The sequence below is a fragment of the Streptomyces sp. NPDC001219 genome (assembly GCF_053597915.1).
Genome location: NZ_JBSFJF010000003.1, coordinates 182,008 through 197,291, shown reverse-complemented (window position 1 = coordinate 197,291; position 15,284 = coordinate 182,008). Strand labels below are relative to the sequence as shown.

15 protein-coding genes, 1 tRNA gene and 1 pseudogene are annotated in these 15,284 nt (G+C 72.3%); 11 read left to right on the top strand and 6 right to left on the bottom strand.

What is annotated here, in order from left to right; all coding sequences use genetic code 11:
• Nucleotide 1 precedes the first annotated feature (1 nt).
• The 5 genes and pseudogenes from ACWC9R_RS03340 (at nt 2) to ACWC9R_RS03320 (ending at nt 2,820) form a co-directional block, all read left to right on the top strand.
• Entirely contained in the window at nt 2-400 is a 399-nt protein-coding gene (locus ACWC9R_RS03340; RefSeq protein ID WP_362612899.1) for a DUF742 domain-containing protein, read from the top strand.
• A complete protein-coding gene (locus ACWC9R_RS03335) occupies nt 378-998 on the top strand; it encodes a GTP-binding protein (protein WP_450728561.1) in 621 nt (206 codons plus the stop codon). Before ACWC9R_RS03340 ends, ACWC9R_RS03335 begins: the two co-directional genes overlap by 23 nt.
• Nucleotides 995-1,597 carry a GAF domain-containing protein gene (locus ACWC9R_RS03330; RefSeq protein ID WP_450728559.1) on the top strand — a complete coding sequence of 201 codons (603 nt, stop codon included), beginning with the start codon at nt 995-997 and terminating at the stop codon, nt 1,595-1,597. Before ACWC9R_RS03335 ends, ACWC9R_RS03330 begins: the two co-directional genes overlap by 4 nt.
• 52 nt (nt 1,598-1,649) lie before the next feature.
• Nucleotides 1,650-2,207: pseudogene (locus ACWC9R_RS03325) on the top strand (helix-turn-helix transcriptional regulator); the annotation flags it as partial.
• Entirely contained in the window at nt 2,191-2,820 is a 630-nt protein-coding gene (locus tag ACWC9R_RS03320) for a WYL domain-containing protein (protein ID WP_450728619.1), read from the top strand. The pseudogene ACWC9R_RS03325 and the gene ACWC9R_RS03320, both read left to right, overlap by 17 nt.
• A gap of 440 nt (nt 2,821-3,260) precedes the next feature.
• Here the strand turns inward: ACWC9R_RS03320 and ACWC9R_RS03315 are convergent, their stop codons facing one another.
• Entirely contained in the window at nt 3,261-4,607 is a 1,347-nt protein-coding gene (locus ACWC9R_RS03315) for an acyl-CoA dehydrogenase family protein (protein ID WP_450728557.1), read from the bottom strand.
• Between the two features lie 527 nt (nt 4,608-5,134).
• Here ACWC9R_RS03315 and ACWC9R_RS03310 point away from each other — a divergent pair.
• The gene (locus tag ACWC9R_RS03310) at nt 5,135-5,323 is read left to right on the top strand and encodes a hypothetical protein (RefSeq protein WP_450728555.1); all 189 of its coding nucleotides are present in this window, start codon (nt 5,135-5,137) and stop codon (nt 5,321-5,323) included.
• A gap of 180 nt (nt 5,324-5,503) precedes the next feature.
• Nucleotides 5,504-6,427: an alpha/beta fold hydrolase gene (locus ACWC9R_RS03305; RefSeq protein ID WP_450728553.1), complete on the top strand. Its 924-nt coding sequence runs from the start codon at nt 5,504-5,506 to the stop codon at nt 6,425-6,427.
• A gap of 39 nt (nt 6,428-6,466) precedes the next feature.
• Here the strand turns inward: ACWC9R_RS03305 and ACWC9R_RS03300 are convergent, their stop codons facing one another.
• The 3 genes from ACWC9R_RS03300 to ACWC9R_RS03290 form a co-directional block, all read right to left on the bottom strand.
• Nucleotides 6,467-7,387, bottom strand: a complete 921-nt coding sequence (locus ACWC9R_RS03300; protein ID WP_450728551.1) for a transketolase family protein — start codon at nt 7,385-7,387, stop codon at nt 6,467-6,469.
• Nucleotides 7,388-7,439: 52 nt separating this feature from the next.
• The gene (locus ACWC9R_RS03295) at nt 7,440-8,207 is read right to left on the bottom strand and encodes a thiamine pyrophosphate-dependent enzyme (RefSeq protein ID WP_450728549.1); all 768 of its coding nucleotides are present in this window, start codon (nt 8,205-8,207) and stop codon (nt 7,440-7,442) included.
• Between the two features lie 84 nt (nt 8,208-8,291).
• A complete protein-coding gene (locus tag ACWC9R_RS03290) occupies nt 8,292-8,585 on the bottom strand; it encodes a YiaA/YiaB family inner membrane protein (RefSeq protein ID WP_085922519.1) in 294 nt (97 codons plus the stop codon).
• A 161-nt stretch (nt 8,586-8,746) separates the two neighbouring features.
• On the opposite strand from ACWC9R_RS03290, the gene ACWC9R_RS03285 reads away from it, so the two are divergent.
• A tRNA-Pro gene (locus ACWC9R_RS03285) sits at nt 8,747-8,820 on the top strand.
• A gap of 205 nt (nt 8,821-9,025) precedes the next feature.
• Here the strand turns inward: ACWC9R_RS03285 and ACWC9R_RS03280 are convergent.
• Together ACWC9R_RS03280 and ACWC9R_RS03275 are read right to left on the bottom strand one after the other, a co-directional pair.
• Nucleotides 9,026-10,933: a helix-turn-helix transcriptional regulator gene (locus tag ACWC9R_RS03280; RefSeq protein WP_450728547.1), complete on the bottom strand. Its 1,908-nt coding sequence runs from the start codon at nt 10,931-10,933 to the stop codon at nt 9,026-9,028.
• 172 nt (nt 10,934-11,105) lie between these two features.
• Nucleotides 11,106-12,356 carry an MFS transporter gene (locus ACWC9R_RS03275; RefSeq protein WP_450728545.1) on the bottom strand — a complete coding sequence of 417 codons (1,251 nt, stop codon included), beginning with the start codon at nt 12,354-12,356 and terminating at the stop codon, nt 11,106-11,108.
• A 416-nt stretch (nt 12,357-12,772) separates the two neighbouring features.
• Here ACWC9R_RS03275 and ACWC9R_RS03270 point away from each other — a divergent pair, with 416 nt between their 5' ends.
• The 3 genes from ACWC9R_RS03270 to ACWC9R_RS03260 all read left to right on the top strand — a co-directional run bounded on the left by ACWC9R_RS03270 (nt 12,773) and on the right by ACWC9R_RS03260 (nt 15,162).
• Nucleotides 12,773-13,261 carry a helix-turn-helix domain-containing protein gene (locus ACWC9R_RS03270; protein ID WP_450728543.1) on the top strand — a complete coding sequence of 163 codons (489 nt, stop codon included), beginning with the start codon at nt 12,773-12,775 and terminating at the stop codon, nt 13,259-13,261.
• 79 nt (nt 13,262-13,340) lie between these two features.
• Entirely contained in the window at nt 13,341-13,949 is a 609-nt protein-coding gene (locus ACWC9R_RS03265; protein WP_450728617.1) for a hypothetical protein, read from the top strand.
• Nucleotides 13,942-15,162 carry an MAB_1171c family putative transporter gene (locus ACWC9R_RS03260; protein ID WP_450728541.1) on the top strand — a complete coding sequence of 407 codons (1,221 nt, stop codon included), beginning with the start codon at nt 13,942-13,944 and terminating at the stop codon, nt 15,160-15,162. The genes ACWC9R_RS03265 and ACWC9R_RS03260 overlap by 8 nt, the downstream gene beginning before the upstream one ends.
• The last annotated feature ends 122 nt before the right edge of the window (nt 15,163-15,284 follow it).

The window sequence follows — 15,284 nt, the reverse complement described above, 5'->3', positions numbered from 1 at the left end:
CATGACCGTGCGTCGCCGGCGGCGGCAGGGCGGCGAGCCGTGGTACGACGACGCGGCCGGCAGGCTGGTCCGTCCATACACCATCAGCAACGGCCGGACCCGTCCGACGGCGCACTTCGACCTGCTGACCATGGTGATGGCCACCGGCCGGCGGCCCGTCTCCTGCCAGGGCCCCGACTACGCCCAGGTCCTGGGGCTGTGCGGCGGGCCGGTCTCGGTCGCCGAGATCGCCGCCCACATACGGTTGCCCGCCGTGGTCACCAAGGTGCTCCTCGCCGACCTCGTCGACTGCGGGGCGCTCACCGCGCGGGCCCCCGCGGCCGTTTCGGCAGGGCCCGCGTCCCGTACCGACCGTGCCCTGCTGGAGGCGGTGCTGCATGGACTTCGCAAACGACTGTGACCCCCGCACCCAGGGGGACACCACGGCCGAACCCTTCCCCACCGCGCTCAAGATCCTGGTCGCGGGCGGCTTCGGGGTCGGCAAGACGACCTTCGTCGGCGCGGTGAGCGAGATCGAGCCGCTCAGCACGGAGGAACTCCTCACCCAGATCAGCGTCGGTACCGACGATCTGGCCGGGGTCGAGGAGAAGAACACCACCACCGTGGCCATGGACTTCGGCCGGATCACCCTCAGTCCCGCGCACATCCTCTACCTCTTCGGGACGCCGGGGCAGCAGCGCTTCTGGTTCATGTGGGACGAGCTGTCCAACGGTGCGCTGGGCGCGGTGATCCTCGCCGACACCCGGCGCCTGGACCAGTGTTTCGCCGCCGTCGACTTCTTCGAGCGGCGCGGCATCCAGTTCATCGTCGCCGTCAACGAGTTCGAGGGCTCCTACCGCTACGACCCGGACGAGGTCCGCAGCGCCATGGACGTCTCCCCGGACATTCCCGTCGTGCTCTGCGACGCCCGCCGGGGCGGTTCGGCCACCCACGTCCTGGTCTCGCTCGTCCAGCATCTGCTCACCCCCGCCCTCGCCGCGACCCCGGAGCTGCCATGAACCACCCCGCCTCCCGCGTCCCGTACCTCTCCTACGACCCGACGCGCCATCTGCTGCTCACCCCGCAGGACGACGAGGCCCCGGCACGCGTCGCCCGGCTGCGTGCCCTGGGGATCGGCGACTCCCCGCTGCCCGCGTTCGACGAGTTCGCGCGCAAGCTCGCCCGGACCACCCGGGCGCCCTACTCGATGGTCAACTTCATCGACGAGCGGCGGCAGTACTTCGCCGGTCTCTACACGCCCTCCCAGGACCAGGCCGTCGAGCTGGGCCCGGCGCCCGCCAGTGCCCAGCCGGGCCGGGTGATGGACCGCGACCACGGCTACTGCCCGCATGTCATCGTCCGCCGCAAGGCCCTGGTGCTGGAGGACGTCTGCGACTATCCGCGGTTCGCCGGCAACCCCGTCGTCGATGAGATCGGTATCCGCTCCTACCTGGGCGCGCCGCTGATCGACCGTACGGGGACGGCGCTCGGCACCGTCTGTGTCGTGGACCTCGAACCGCGGCCCTGGGGGCGGGAGGGGCTGGAGACCATCAAGTCGATGGCCGCCGAACTCGTCGAGCAGATCCACGAGATGGAGAAGCAGCAGAGCGAGGTCTGACGCGTCCCGAAGACCGGGCCCGGCCCGGACCCGGACCCGGAATGATCGGTTCATGCGCGCGGCCCGGCTCCTCTCCCTCGTCCTCCTGCTGCAGAACCGGGGCAGGCTGACGGCCGGTGAGCTCGCCGGGGAGCTGGGCGTCTCGGTCCGGACCGTCTATCGGGACATCGACGCGCTGAGCGGTGCGCGCATCCCGGTCTACGGGGACGCCGGGCACGGCGGCGGGTACGAGCTGCTCGGCGGCTACCGGACCCGGCTCACCGGGCTGCACGCCGACGAGGCCGAGTCGCTGTTCCTGGCCGGACTGCCGGGCGCGGCGGCCGACCTGGGGCTGGGCGAGGTGCTCGCGGCGGCGCAGCTGAAACTGACCGCGGCGCTGCCGCCCCCGCTGCGGGACCGGGCCGGCCGCATCCGTGAGCGGTTCCACCTCGACGCTCTCGGCTGGTACCGGGAATGGGACACCCCGTCCGCTCTTGCGGCGCTCGCCGACGCCGTGTGGAACCAGCGGCGGATTCAGGTGCGCTACCGCCGCTGGGCCGAGCCGCAGGAGGTCGAGCGGGCGCTCGACCCCTACGGGCTGGTCCTCAAGGCGGGTGTCTGGTACCTCGTCGCCGCGGTGGACGGCGCGGTGCGGACCTACCGGGTGTCGTCGATCCTCCGCCTGGAGGTCGGGGAGGACGGCTTCGAGCGCCCCGGCGGCTTCGACCTGGCCGCCCACTGGCAGGACTACCTCACCGCCTACGACGCCCGCAGGGCTGCGGCTTCAGGCCTCCGTCCGGATCTCTCCGGCGCTGCTGTCCGCACTGCCGGACCGCCTGGACGCGGCGCTGGTCCGCGCCGTGGAGGCCTCGGCGGGGCCGCCGGACGCCGACGGCTGGGTGACGGCGACGGTGCCGCTGGAGTCGGTCGACCTGGCGGTGCCGACGCTGCTGTCGCTGGGCGCGGACATCGAGGTGCTCGCCCCCGAGGAGCTGCGCCGGGAGATCGCGGAGACGGCGGGAGCCGTGTCCGACCGGTACCGGGCGGCGGACGCGTGCGGCCGGACGGCGGCGGGGCGCCCTCAGCAGCAGTCCGGCGGACAGTGTCGCCAGCAGGGCGACGGCGGCGAGGGCCGCGAAGCCGTAGCGCGTGTCGCAGTGGTCGGTGACCGTCGCGACCAGGAACATCACCCCGACCGTGGCCGCCGGCCCGCCACCGTTCGCCAGCCCGAAGCAGGGCGCTGACGACGGCCGGCCCCAGATTGGCGCCGTAGATCCCGGCCCCCGGGGCACCACCACAGGCCAGCCACAGCGGCAGCCCGAGGGCGAGCACCGCGCTGACGGCATCGCAGCCGATCCACAGGGTCCGCCGGTCGAAGCGGTCGGCCAGCCGTCCGAAGAAGGGCGACAGCAGGGCCTGCGGACCGGCGACGGCGATGAAGAGCCAGCCGACGGCCATCATGGTCCGCTGCTCCCTGATCATGAGCAACGCGCCGACGATGAGCTGGACGTTGTTCCCGAGGGCGGTGGCGAAGGCAGCGGACACGAGCAGCCGCTCGGCCCGGCGGGGGTGGTGGCTGAGGATCATGGCGCCAGTGTCCGGAGGCTCACTGACACCCTCCGTCAGCGAAGTCCACGCCGCCCGGGGGCACTTCCGGCCGCGGTCCCGTCCACCTGCCGCCCCCTCAGCTCGGCCGGGCGAACCAGGAGTGCCGCCCTACCGGTCCGGTGCGCTGCCCCGGCACCGTGGGCGTGGGGTCCTCGGGCCGTACCGCGACGGGCGGCTCAGCGGGGGCCTCGTCGGGGGCCTTGTCGAGGACCTCGTCCTCCTCGGGCCACTCCGAGGGCTCCAGCCGCAGCAGATCCGCGAGCCGGGTGGACCACTCGCCCTGCGCCCGGCCCAGGGCGAGTTCGCCCAGCCGCAGCAGCTGGATGTCGGAGGTGCCGGCCGGCGCGAAGATGTGGTGGGCGTCGCGCAGGAAACGTTCCACCGGGCGGTCGGTGAACAGCCCGCACGCGGCATGGATGTCCATCGCGTCGCGCGCCGACTCCAGCGCGGACTCCACGTTGACCAGCTTGGCGTTCATCAGCTCCGCGTCGCACGGCAGCCCCTGGTCCAGCAGATGCACCGCGTGGTACGCGGACAGCCGGGCCAGCAGCAGCCGGGACTGGATGCGCCCGAGCTTCAGCTTGATGGTGCCCAGGTCGGCCAGCGGCTTGCCGTAGCGCTGCCGTTCCGTGCAGAACCGTGTGGTCTCGTCCAGCACCGCCTGATGGATGCCCAGCGAGACGGCGGTCAGATTCGGCCGTCCGTACAGCACGCTGGAGGAGTAGGCGACCGCCAGCCCGTCGCCCTCCCGGCCCAGCAGGTTCGCCGCCGGGACCCGGCAGTCGTCGAAGAACAGCTCGCCGAAGCTGAAGCCGTGCAGACCCATCGCGGGCTGCTGCGGCCCGACCCGGAAGCCGGGGGTGCCGGACTCCACGAGGAACGCCGAGAGGCCCTTGGAGCCCTCACCGGTCCGCACCACGACGCCGTGCAGATCGCCGACATGGCTGTTGCCGACGTAGGTCTTCCGGCCGTTGAGGACGTAGTCGTCGCCGTCGCGGACCGCGGTGGAGGTCATGCCCAGCACATGGCCGCCGGACTCCGGTTCGGTGACGGCGATGGTCGGCAGGCAGTCGCCGGAGGCTATGGCCGGCAGCCAGGTCTTCTTCTGCTCCTCGTTGCCGAAGTGGACGATCTTCGCGACGCCCAGCTGGGACGCCTGCACCATCGCGCCCATCGCGGCGCTCACCCGTGACAGCTCCTCGATGATCAGGGTCTTGGCGACATGCCCGGCGCCCATGCCGCCGTAGGCGCGGTGCACGGTTGCGCCTATCCATCCCTGGCGTGCGATCAGGCGTGACAGGTCATGGCAAACGGACCGGTTCGCCTCCATCTCGGCGATCCGGGGGCGGACCTCGCTCTCGGCGAAGTCCCGCACCCGGTGCCGGAGTGCCTCATGTCTCTGGTCCGTGAAATAGCGGTGCAAGACGAGCCCCTCCTTCGCGATCTTTCCCGCGCTGGTCGCACCCCGCCTTGGGACGGCACCGGCGGTGCCGTCTGCAGCGAACGTTTCCGGAAAGTGATCTGTCGCTTACCCCGTGCAATACCCGTTGGCATACCTACTGCGGGGCGCATGAAACATCAACTGGTGGCGTTCGACGGCGCAGTTGGAGCGCGCGGTGGGCGCGCACCACCCCCTGTGCCACAACGGCGGTGGCGTGGTCCCGGAGGCCCCGGAACCACGCCACCCCACGCCTCCCCGACCCGCCGGGAGGGTGGCGCGTCACCGCAGTGCGCCTTGCTGCAGCAGGGTTCGCGGCGCCGCCGCCGGCCTGCCTCTGGCCAGTCGGTGCCGGGCCGACGTGGCCCGCGGGTGGCGGAGCCGTCGCCCAGAGCTCGCCACGGGCTCTCTTCCGGGTGAGAGGCGCCAACCACGCCCGTACGCAGGCAGCCTGAGAGGAGAGTGTCAGCAGCAGAAACCAGGCTCACCACGGAGGACGCATGCTCCCCACGATGGCGGAACACGGATGCCCGCCCGAGCACCACACCACCAACATCAAGGCCGACGGAACCCACGTACAGCACTGCCACTCCTGCGGCTACACCACCACGCACGAGCGGCTGGGCGGGGACACCAACGCCTTGCCCGGCGCCCCGGCCCGGTTCTCGGCCCGGAACGCCCACGGCGGAGACAGATCTTGACCGGCCTCCTGGGAAGGGGAGTTGACACACGGGCGCCGGGGCAGGAGCCGCCCGCCCGTGCCACGTCGCGCGGATGCCGGGTCACCTCCGCCACGCGCGCCCCATGGCGCACCGCCGCCCGGCGCGGAAGAGTGGGCGGCGACGCGTCAGCCATCGCCCCGGCAGTCAGGAGACCACGCCATGCAGGCCCTGCAGCAGGACGTCCACCAGGCTCCCGACGGTGCCCGGATCGCCACCTATACCTGGCTCCCGGAGTCCGGCCATCCGCGTGCCCTCGTCCAGATCGCGCACGGCGCCGCGGAGCACGGTCGGCGCTATGACCGCTTCGCCCGCTTTCTGGCCGGCCACGGCTATGCCGTCATCGCCTCCGACCACCGTGGCCACGGCGCCACCGCCGCCTCCACCGGCGGCCGCGGGGTGGTCGGCGAGGACGCCTGGCGGGCGATCGTCAGCGACCTCAAGGGCATCGGCAACCACGCGGCGGCCGCCCACCCCGGCCTGCCGCTGGTGCTGCTCGGCCACAGCATGGGCGCGATGCTGGCCCGCGACTACGCCCAGGAGTACGGCGCCGACCTCGCCGGGCTGGTCCTCACCGGTACCTTCCGCACCCTGCCCGGTCTGGACATCGACGGCGCGGTCGCCGGACTGGAGGAGGAGATCGCCGCGCACGGCCGTGGCGCGGAGTCCGCCTTCATCCCGCGCACTTTCAGCTCCTTCAACGACGCCTTCACCCACGACACCGGCTACGAATGGCTCTCCCGCGACACCGCCGAGGTGGCCGCCTATGTCGCCGACGAGGACTGCGGCTTCCCCTTCTGTGCCGGACTCGCCGCCGACTGGGTACGCGCCATCCGCAAGATCAACGATCCGGCGAACCTCGCCCGGATGCCGCGCGGCCTGCCCGTGCATGTCGCCGTCGGTGATCAGGACCCCTGCCACCAGCGAATGACCCTGGTCCATGAACTCCTGGAGGACTTCCGCTATGTGGGCACCCGCGATCTGACGTGGAAGGCCTACCCGGACGCCCGCCACGAGATCCTCAACGAGACCAACCGCGACGAGGTCCAGGACGACCTGCTGGCCTGGCTCGACAAGCACATCTGAGCCGTAGCCCCCGCTGAGGCTCTGTCCCCGGCGCCCGGGTCAGGAGCCCGCCGTCACGCCGGCCGTCACGAACCCGGCGATCCGCTCGCGCAGGCCGCGCGGATCGAGGCCGTGCGCCGCCAGGTGCTCGTCGAGCCGCCCGTAGCGGCGCAGCTCCCGGCGGCCGACGCCGAGCCCCAGCAGTCGGTGCGGCCGGTCCTCCAGGGCCTCGGCGGCCGGCCGGGTCGAGGTTCCCGCGAGGTACGGCTCCACGATCACCACGTCCGAGGTGCCGGCGGCCGTGGCGGCGGCGCGCAGCGCGGCGCCGTCGAAGGGCCGCACGGTCGTCGCGTAGAGCACGGTCACCGCCAGCCCCTCGGTCGCGGCGAGCACGGGGTCCAGCATCGGGCCGACGGCGATCACCACTCCGTCGCGCCCCTCCCGGACGGTCCGGAAGCCGGCCCCGTCCACCGCCCGGGGCGCGGCGTTGGTCTGCAGGGACAGCCGGACGTAGACCTTGTCGTCACCGGCCGCGGCGGCGTGCCGCAGCAGGGTCTCGGCCTCGTCCGGGTGCCCGGGGACGTGCACGGTCCAGCCGTCGAGCGTGTCCAGGAGCGCGACATCGCCGGGTGCCATATGGGTGAAGCCGCCGCTCGGCCAGTCGTAGGAGGCCCCGGCGCTCACCAGCACCCCGCCCACGCCCTGGTGGCCGAGGTCCAGCTTCACCTGCTCGAAGGGGCGCTCCACCAGAAAGCTGGCGAAGGTGTGCATGATCGGGCGGAGCCCGGAGAGCGCCAGCCCGCCGCCCACCCCGATCAGCAACTGCTCCCGGATGCCGACGTTCACCACCCGGTCCGGATGCTGTTGCTCAGCTTCGGCGAAGCCGGCCGCCCCGATATCGGCGAGTACGAGTGCCAGCCGCGGGTCCTCCGCCAGCAGCTGCGAGGTGACCGAGGTGAAGCGCTCACGCATGGTGTCCATCACTGAAACCCTCTCGAAGTCCTGTTCCTGTACGGGGAGATGGCCCGGCCGCTCAGCCGTCCTTGGGCTCGACGCGGGCGATCACCGCGTGCGGGCGGCCCGGGTGCGGTGCGCTGAAGGCCGTGTACAGCGCCTCGTGGTCGCGGCCGTCCACGGTGGCCGCCGACCACCCCGCGGCCGTGAAGCGGGAGGCGATCCCGCCGGGCCATCCATGCGTGGCGGAGGAGTTGTCGATGACCAGGGTGTGCAGCCGGTCCAGGCCCGCGGCGGCCGCGTAGGCCAGGGCCTCGTGATTGCTGCCCTCGTCCAGTTCGGCATCGCCGATCAGCACCCATACGGCCGGTCCCGGCCGGCCCTGCGCCCGCAGGCCGAGGGCGGTGCCGACGGCCAGCGGCAGCCCGTGCCCGAGCGAACCACTGCCGATCTCGGCGCCGGGCACCAGCATCCGGTCGGGGTGGTGGCCGAGCGGGGACTCGTACGAGCCGAAGCCCGCCAGCCAGGAGACGGGGAAGAAGCCCTTGGCGGCCAGCACCGCGTAGTAGGCCATCGGGCCGTGGCCCTTCGAGAGCAGAAAGCGGTCCCGCCCCGGGGCGGTGGCCGTACCGGGGGAGACCCGCAGCACCCGGTCATAGAGGACCCAGAGGGCGTCGAGCGTGGAGGTGGCGGCCGGGCCGTGTTTCTCATCGCCCGTCATCAGGCGCATCAGGTCCGGCAGTTCGGCGAATCCGCTCCGCTCAGCGTGCCGGTCGGGCGCCGCCGGCCTCTCCGCCACCGGCGTGGCCGACGTATCCGTTGTCGCGTCCGTCGTCAGGTGTGTCATACGACAGAGCGTGCAACCTCAAGTTCGCTTGAGGTCAAGCGTGGGGGCCGCGGGCCGCGAGATCCGCGGCCCGCGGCTGCCGGGTCAGACCTGCCCCGGCTTGAAGACGTCCTGCTCGATGAGGAGCTTGTCGATCCGGGCCTTGTCCACCCGGTTCGTCACCTCCTCGACCTCCTGGCGGTCGCGCACGCACTTGGCGAGCGTGAACGCGGAGGACACCACGAAGATCAGGCCGAGCGCGAGAAACCCGCGCTCCCACGGCCCCACCGGCAGCTTGATGATCCCGATCACCAGCGCCACCAGCGACAGCCCGAAGGAGATCGCGGCCTGTACGAAGAAGGCCGTGGTCGTCGGCCGCTGAATCGATGGAGTAGTCATGCGCGTAGCGTGGCCGGGCGGTGACACCAGCACATGAGTACAGGTACTCATCTCGCCCCTCCCGTCCCGCCCCGGGGCGGGAAAGTGGCAGCACCCACCCTCTGACATGCGGTATTGTTCTCGTGCGCGGTCAGCCGGGACATCCCGGCCGGATCGGGCACCGGGACGTGGCGCAGCTTGGTAGCGCACTTGACTGGGGGTCAAGGGGTCGCAGGTTCAAATCCTGTCGTCCCGACGGTGCGAAGGGCCCGTTGGCCGGGAGAAATCCCGCGTCGACGGGCCTTTTGCGATGCCCTGGAGGGTGTCGCCGTGCCTGGACGCGGCAGTGGGGGCGCGGGGCGGTCAGGGCAGCTCCCGGGGGCCCGCTCGGCCGCGTAGGTCGGCGAAAGTGCCTGGTCATACGCCCTTCCCGCGGCGCTCGGCCTCCTCAGGTCACCCCGTCACGGAACACGGAACCGCCGCGCCAGTTCCACCCGCGAGCGCACGTCCAGCTTCCGGTAGATCTGGCGCAGGTGGTAGTTGACCGTGTGGGGGGAGCGGGAGATCGCGCGGGCCACCTGTTGGTTCGTCATGCCCTCCGCCACCAGCAGCGCCACTCTCCGCTCCGCACCGGTGAGAGCGGCCGTGCGGGGCTGCCGCGTCACCGCCTCGGGCTCCGTGGTGGGCGACGGGGGCGCGGGCCGTGCCGCCGACGGGGAGAGGGCGGGTGTCGCCGACCGGTGTGCGGTGGGCCCGCCGCGCGCACCGGTGGCGTGCTCCGAGGGCGGCAAGCTCATGCGGAGCCGGGCCACTTCCGCCTCCGCGCCGATGTCCGCGTACCGCTCCAGCGCCGTACGGAGGTGCCGCCGCGCCGCCTCGTCCCGGCCCCGGCGGCCCAGCAGCAGACCCAGGTCCTCGCCGGCCGATGCCGAGGCCCACGAGCAGCGGTGTTCCCGTGCCGCGTACTCCAGGGCGTCCGCGTCGTCGTGCAGTACGCCTCGCGCATGCGCGGCGGTCGCGGCGAGGGCCGGCCGGGCCGCGTTCCGCCCTGCCAGCCACTCCGCCGTCCGGACGACCGTCGCCGCCAGCGAGAACTCCCCGGACCTCCGCGCCAGGCGCACCAGGTGGGCGGCGGCGCCGTTGTCGCCGACGAACAGCAGCGGTTTTGCCAGCAGACCGGGGTGGCCCGCCAGCAGGTCGAGGGCGTTGCGCGGGTCCAGCTGGGTGGACGCCACCTGGAAGTCGGTCCAGGCCCGGCGGACCGAAGGGAACGCCGCCTGGCCGGAGACACTCTCCCTGCGGGCCCGCCAGAGGTGGTCGACCGCCTCATCGACCCGGCCGCGCCACAGTGAGGTGACCGCCAGCAGGGAGACCCCTTGGGTGACCGAGTTGCCGGCGCGCAGGCGCTCGGCCAGGGAGACCCCCGACACCAGCTCCGTCTCGGCCTCCGTGGTGCGGCCCGCCGCGATCAGCAGACGGCCCCGCGTGATCATGGAGTCGGCGAGCGCCTCGCGGTTGCCGAGGCGCTGTGCCTCGTGGCGGATGCGGCTGAGTACCGCGCCGCCCTCGGTGAGTTCGCCGAGATGGATGAGCTTCATGGCAAGGGCCAGCCCCGGGTACGGGCGCCACGGGGCGGGCAGCGCCTCACCGGCGAGGCGCAGGGCCTCGTGCCCCCACCGGAGACCGTCGTCGAGGCGCCCGGACAGCCACTCCAGGTTGGACAGGACGGCGGTGGCGATGACCGCCGCGGGGCCGGTGCCGTGCTCCGTGAGGAGGGCGGAGGCCCGGGCCCGTTGCTCCCGCTCGTCCGGCCGGAACAGGCCGAGGAGCAGGTCGGCCTCGGCCGCCGGGTCCCGTTCGTCCTCGCGCGTGGCCAGTTCGGCCATGAGCGCCTTGCGCAGCGCCGTGGCGGAGCCGGGGGAGAGCGGCCTGGAGAGGTTGTCCTGGGCGAGGAGGAGCGAGGCCATCATGTGCTGGGCGAACGCCGGGGGGTCGGTGCCGGCATACCCCGTGGGTGGTTCGCCGGTGGTGTCCGGGGCGGTCACGCCGCCGCGCAGGATGCGCCGCAGTGGACCGGAGAGGTCGTCGCCCAGTGCCCGGTGGACCTCGGACGAGCGGAAGGCGAGGCGGTCGCCGCGGATGCGGACGAGGGAGGTGGCCAGGACCTCGTCGAGGGTCGGCAGCAGCGACAGTGTGGTGACCGACTGGACCAGGGCCACGTCCCGCAGGGTGAAGGTCTCGCCCAGCGAGGCGGCGGCCCGTAACAACTGCTGTGCCTGATCGGAGAGTTCGGACAGCTGGGCATGTATCGCGTACCGGAGGTGCTCGGGTACGCCGTGCGCCGTGCCCCCGCTCCCGGCGTTGTGCACGCGGTCGTGCGACGTCGGGCCTCCTTCTGGGACGCCGCGCCCTTCCTCATGGAACATGTTCGTTTGCCGGTGCCGGTCGGGAGATGCGCCGACACCGAGTCCCTCCGGTCTCCACGTGAGCAGTGATGCCAATGGCCAGTCGTGGGGAGTGTCATCGGCGCCACGGGGGCCGTCAAGGACGGGGCTGTCGGGCGAGCGAGGTCGCGGGTGTGCCCACACCGTGACCGGGTGGTGTTCCGCCGCGCCACAGACCGGTCCGGCTCAGCCGGGCGATGCCGGTGGCGCAGCACGCGAGGGCGCAGAGGCAGAAGGAGAAACCGGCCGTGGACAGGCCGTACGCCTTCTCGATGAAGGCCAGGGCGATGACCGGGACGGCCGCGCCGGTGTACAGCGCCACGTAGTAGAGATTCACCGCGCTCACCCGCTCGGCCCGTGCCGTACGGGCGGAGATCTGCTGCACGGACCGGCCGATCGTGAGTCCCTGACCGAGGCCGGCGCACACCGCGGCGCAGGTGTACAGCACGCCGCTGCCGACGACGATGCTCACGCCGAGCAGCAGCAGTCCGGCGCTCATGACGGCGGCGCCGGAGGCGAGTCCGCGGGTGATCGTCAGCCGCCGGAAGGCCAGTTGTGCCAGCGCCGAGCCGCCGAAGCCGCTGCCCACGACGAGCCCGGAGGCGAGGCCGCCGGAGTGTGGGGCGAAGGTGCCGAGGACGTGCGGGGTGAGGCCGGCGAGCAGGCCGAGCGTCGCCATGCCGGAGACGCCGATCAGGGTGAGTCCGGCGTAGGTGGAACGGTCCGCTGACGGTGGTTTCGGGGCCGTCCACCGGAACGGCACCCGATCGTCGCGGGCCAGCGGCTCTCGCGTGGTCAACAGGAGGACGGCCAGTACCACGACCACGGCCAGATGACACAGGAACAGCTGGTGCTCGGGGTCGTCGAGGAGCTGGGTGCCGAGGCCGCCGATCACCGGGCCGATGCCCAGACCGAAGACGGTGGCGGCCGTGGCCCATACGGCGGCGTGCGGGGCGAGCCGGCGCGGTGCGACCTCCACCGCGGCCACGGTGGCGGTGCCCATGAAGGTGCCGGCCGCGAGCCCGGTCAGGAGCCGGGCCGCGAAGAGGGAACCGACTGAATCGGCGCTCAGGAACACGGCGTTCGACGCCGCACTGCAGAGCAGGCCGACGAGGAGCAGGAGGCGGCGGCCGATCGTGTGGGAAAGGGAGTTGAAGAACACCAGTGCCGCGGTCACGCCCAGCGCATAGACCGCGTAGACCTCGGTCACCTGGAGAGTGGTGAGCCCGAACTCCTCGCTGTAGAGCGCGTACAGGGGAGTGGGCAGCGCCGTGTGCGCCATGACGGTCACGATGCTGACGAGGATCACCGAGAAGGAGAAAGTACGGGTCCTGTCTTTTGCGGGCATGGAGAGATCTCCGCTTCCAGATGACTGCGGTGTGGTTCGGCATGACTGCGGTGTGGTCCGGCGGCGCATGTCGGCCGGAGTTCCGTGGGATTCCCGTGCCGATCGCGGTGTCCGCCAGGAAGTCAAGCGCTCCTCCGCCCCTGCCGGTACTGCTTGAACGGGTAGGTGCGCCCTACTCGATCGATCGAGTAGGGAAGTCGATGGCGGAGCCCCTTCGCCGCGCGGTGCGGCCTGAGTGGGGGAGTTCGTGTGACGCTCTGTGAGCTGCGGCCTTCGGTGCTCAACTCCCGGTTAAGTCCGGCGGCCCCTACTGTCCGTAAGTGGACTGGTGCACCCTGTTCCTGGCGTGACAGGATGACGGTGAGGTGACGGAGCCTTAACTGTTCGTTGGGCTCAACCAATGGGGGACGGTAGACATGGGCGTGGGGGGAGACGGCCGGTCCAAGGGGGCGGGCAGTGTGCTCGCGGAGCGGCTCAACCATCTCTTCGCCAACATGCATCCGCCGGGAGCCCCGTACACCAACGCCTTCGTGGCCGAGGAGATCAGCGGGGGAGCGGCGGAGTACGGCGGGGTCGGGGTCACCGAGCAGTATCTGTCCATGCTGCGCAACGGCCGGCGTACGAACCCGAGTCCGGAGCTGCTGCGGGCGCTGGCCAAGTTCTTCGCCGTACCGGTCGGCTATCTGCTGGGGGACCTCTCGCAGCCGCAGGCCGCGCGGGTGGAGGAGGAGGTCCGCTTCCTGGCCGCGATGCGGGACCAGCGGGTGCGCGCGATCGCGCTGCGCTCCGTCGGGCTGCCGCCGGAGGTGCAGGACAGCCTGACGACGATCATCGGCCAGTTCCGGCAGCAGATGAACCTGCCGGCCGATCCGCCGGAGCAGGGCGGTGAGCGCCGCGGTGAGTGAAACGACGCGGACCGCCGAGCGCGGCCAGATCTTCTCTTCCTGGCAGCGGGCCGGACACGAGGACGGGACGAGCATGCGAGTGGGGCAGATACGCCGGCGGTGCAAGCGGCTCATCAAGGAGCTGGGGCTGCCGGCCACGACGGACCTGCGCGGCATGTGCGACATCGTCGCCGCGCGGGTGGCGCGGCCCGTCCACCTGGTGCCGATGAGCCTGGGCGGGGTGGTCTCGGGGATGACGGCCGTCACCGACGACGGCTACTGGGTCTTCTACGAACTCAAGACCTCCCCGTGGCACCAGGCGCACATCGTGCTCCACGAGCTCGGCCATCTCCTGCTGGGACACGGCCAGGACCCGGCCGTCACCGAGGACGCGCTGAAGCTGTGGACCCCGTCGGTCGACGTCGCCACCGCCATGCGGAGGATGGGCCTGACCACCGGCTTCGCCCGGCACCACGGCTACGACAACCTCGCCGAGCGGGAGACCGAAGTGCTCGGCACCCTGCTGATGGAGCGGGTGGCGCCCTCCGCGACCGAGCGTGAACTCCCCCTGGAGGGACGGGCGGCCGAGCTGGCGGCGGCGCTCGGGCCCGCGCTGCAGCACATCCGGCGGCGGGAGAATGCGGCCGGCGACGAGGGGACCGGCGGCGTCGGAGCGGGTGCGGCCGGGGACGGGGGCCCGCGTGTTTGACGTCATCTATCTGTCCTTCGGGGTCGCCGCCTGGGCGATCGTCGGATACAAGTCCGTGGCCTGGTTCCGGGACCGCAGCAACGCCGACCTGGGGCTGGCCTGTGTGATGACCGGCGGGGTGGCGACGGTCTTCCTCTTCTCGGCGCCCAGCCTCTACCGCGCCTTCGACCGGCTGACGGGCGTGGCCAACCTCGCCATGGTCTTCCTCTACTCCTCCGTCGTGGTGTTCGCCGCGGGGGCGCTGGTGCTGCTGCTGCGGTGGACCGCGGGCGAGGGCGCGGCGGCGCGGGCCCGCGCCCGCACCAGGGCACGGGCCGCCGTCGGGACGGTGGCCGCGCTGTGGGCGGTGGCGGTCGCCGGATTCGTGGTCGGCCGGCCGGACGCCGTCGAGCACCCCCGCGACTTCAGCACCGCCTACACCGACTCCCCGGGCGTCATGCTCTTCCTGGTGCTGTATCTGGCCATTTTCGGACTGAGTTCGGCGGCCCTGGGGACGCTCTGCCCCCGCTACGCCGCACAGCTCGGCGGTACGCACCTGGCGCGCGGTCTGCGCGTCCTGGCCGCCGGCTGCTGGCTGGGCCTGGTCTACTGCGCCTGCAAGGTCATCGGCTTCGTCCTGTCCTGGACGGGCCACCCGGCGCTGTGGCTCTCCAACGGCGTCGCCCCGCTGAGCGCCTCGGTCGCGGCGCTCATGGTGCTCGCCGGATTCGCCCTGCCCGCGGCCGGCCCCCGGGTCGCCGCGTGGCGCCGGCTGCGCCGCCTCTCCCCGCTCTGGCGGACCGTCACCGCGCAGACCCCCGAGGTCACGATGGGCTCGGCGGCGTGGTCCGTACGCTGGCCGTTCGCCGATCTGGAGTGGCGGGCCAACCGGCAGATGGCCGAGATCCGGGACGTACAGCGCGGCATCCGGCGCCATGTGGAGTCCGACGCCGTCGACATCGCCCGCGAACGGGCCCGCGCGGTCGCCCTCGACGACCGGCAGCTGGCGGCCGTCGCGGAGGCCGCCGCGCTCCGCCGCGGCCTGGAGAACCGCGCGGTGGGCCATGTCCCCGACCACGGCGCCGACAGCGTGGTGGTCGCCGAGGGCGCCGGACCGGCCGAACTCACCGCGGAGTACGAACACCTGGCACTGGTCGCGGACGTCTACCACTCGCCGCTGATCGAGACCGTGCTCACCGAACTGCGCCAGCGGAGCGCGGTGGCGCACGGCTGAGGAAGTACCACAGACGGGGTGGCCCGGTACGGGGGTCCGGGCCGCCCGTTCCACCCCGGGCGGCACCGGCCCACAGGACCGGTGCCGCCCCCGTGAAGGTCGCTGGACGGCGTTCACGGGAG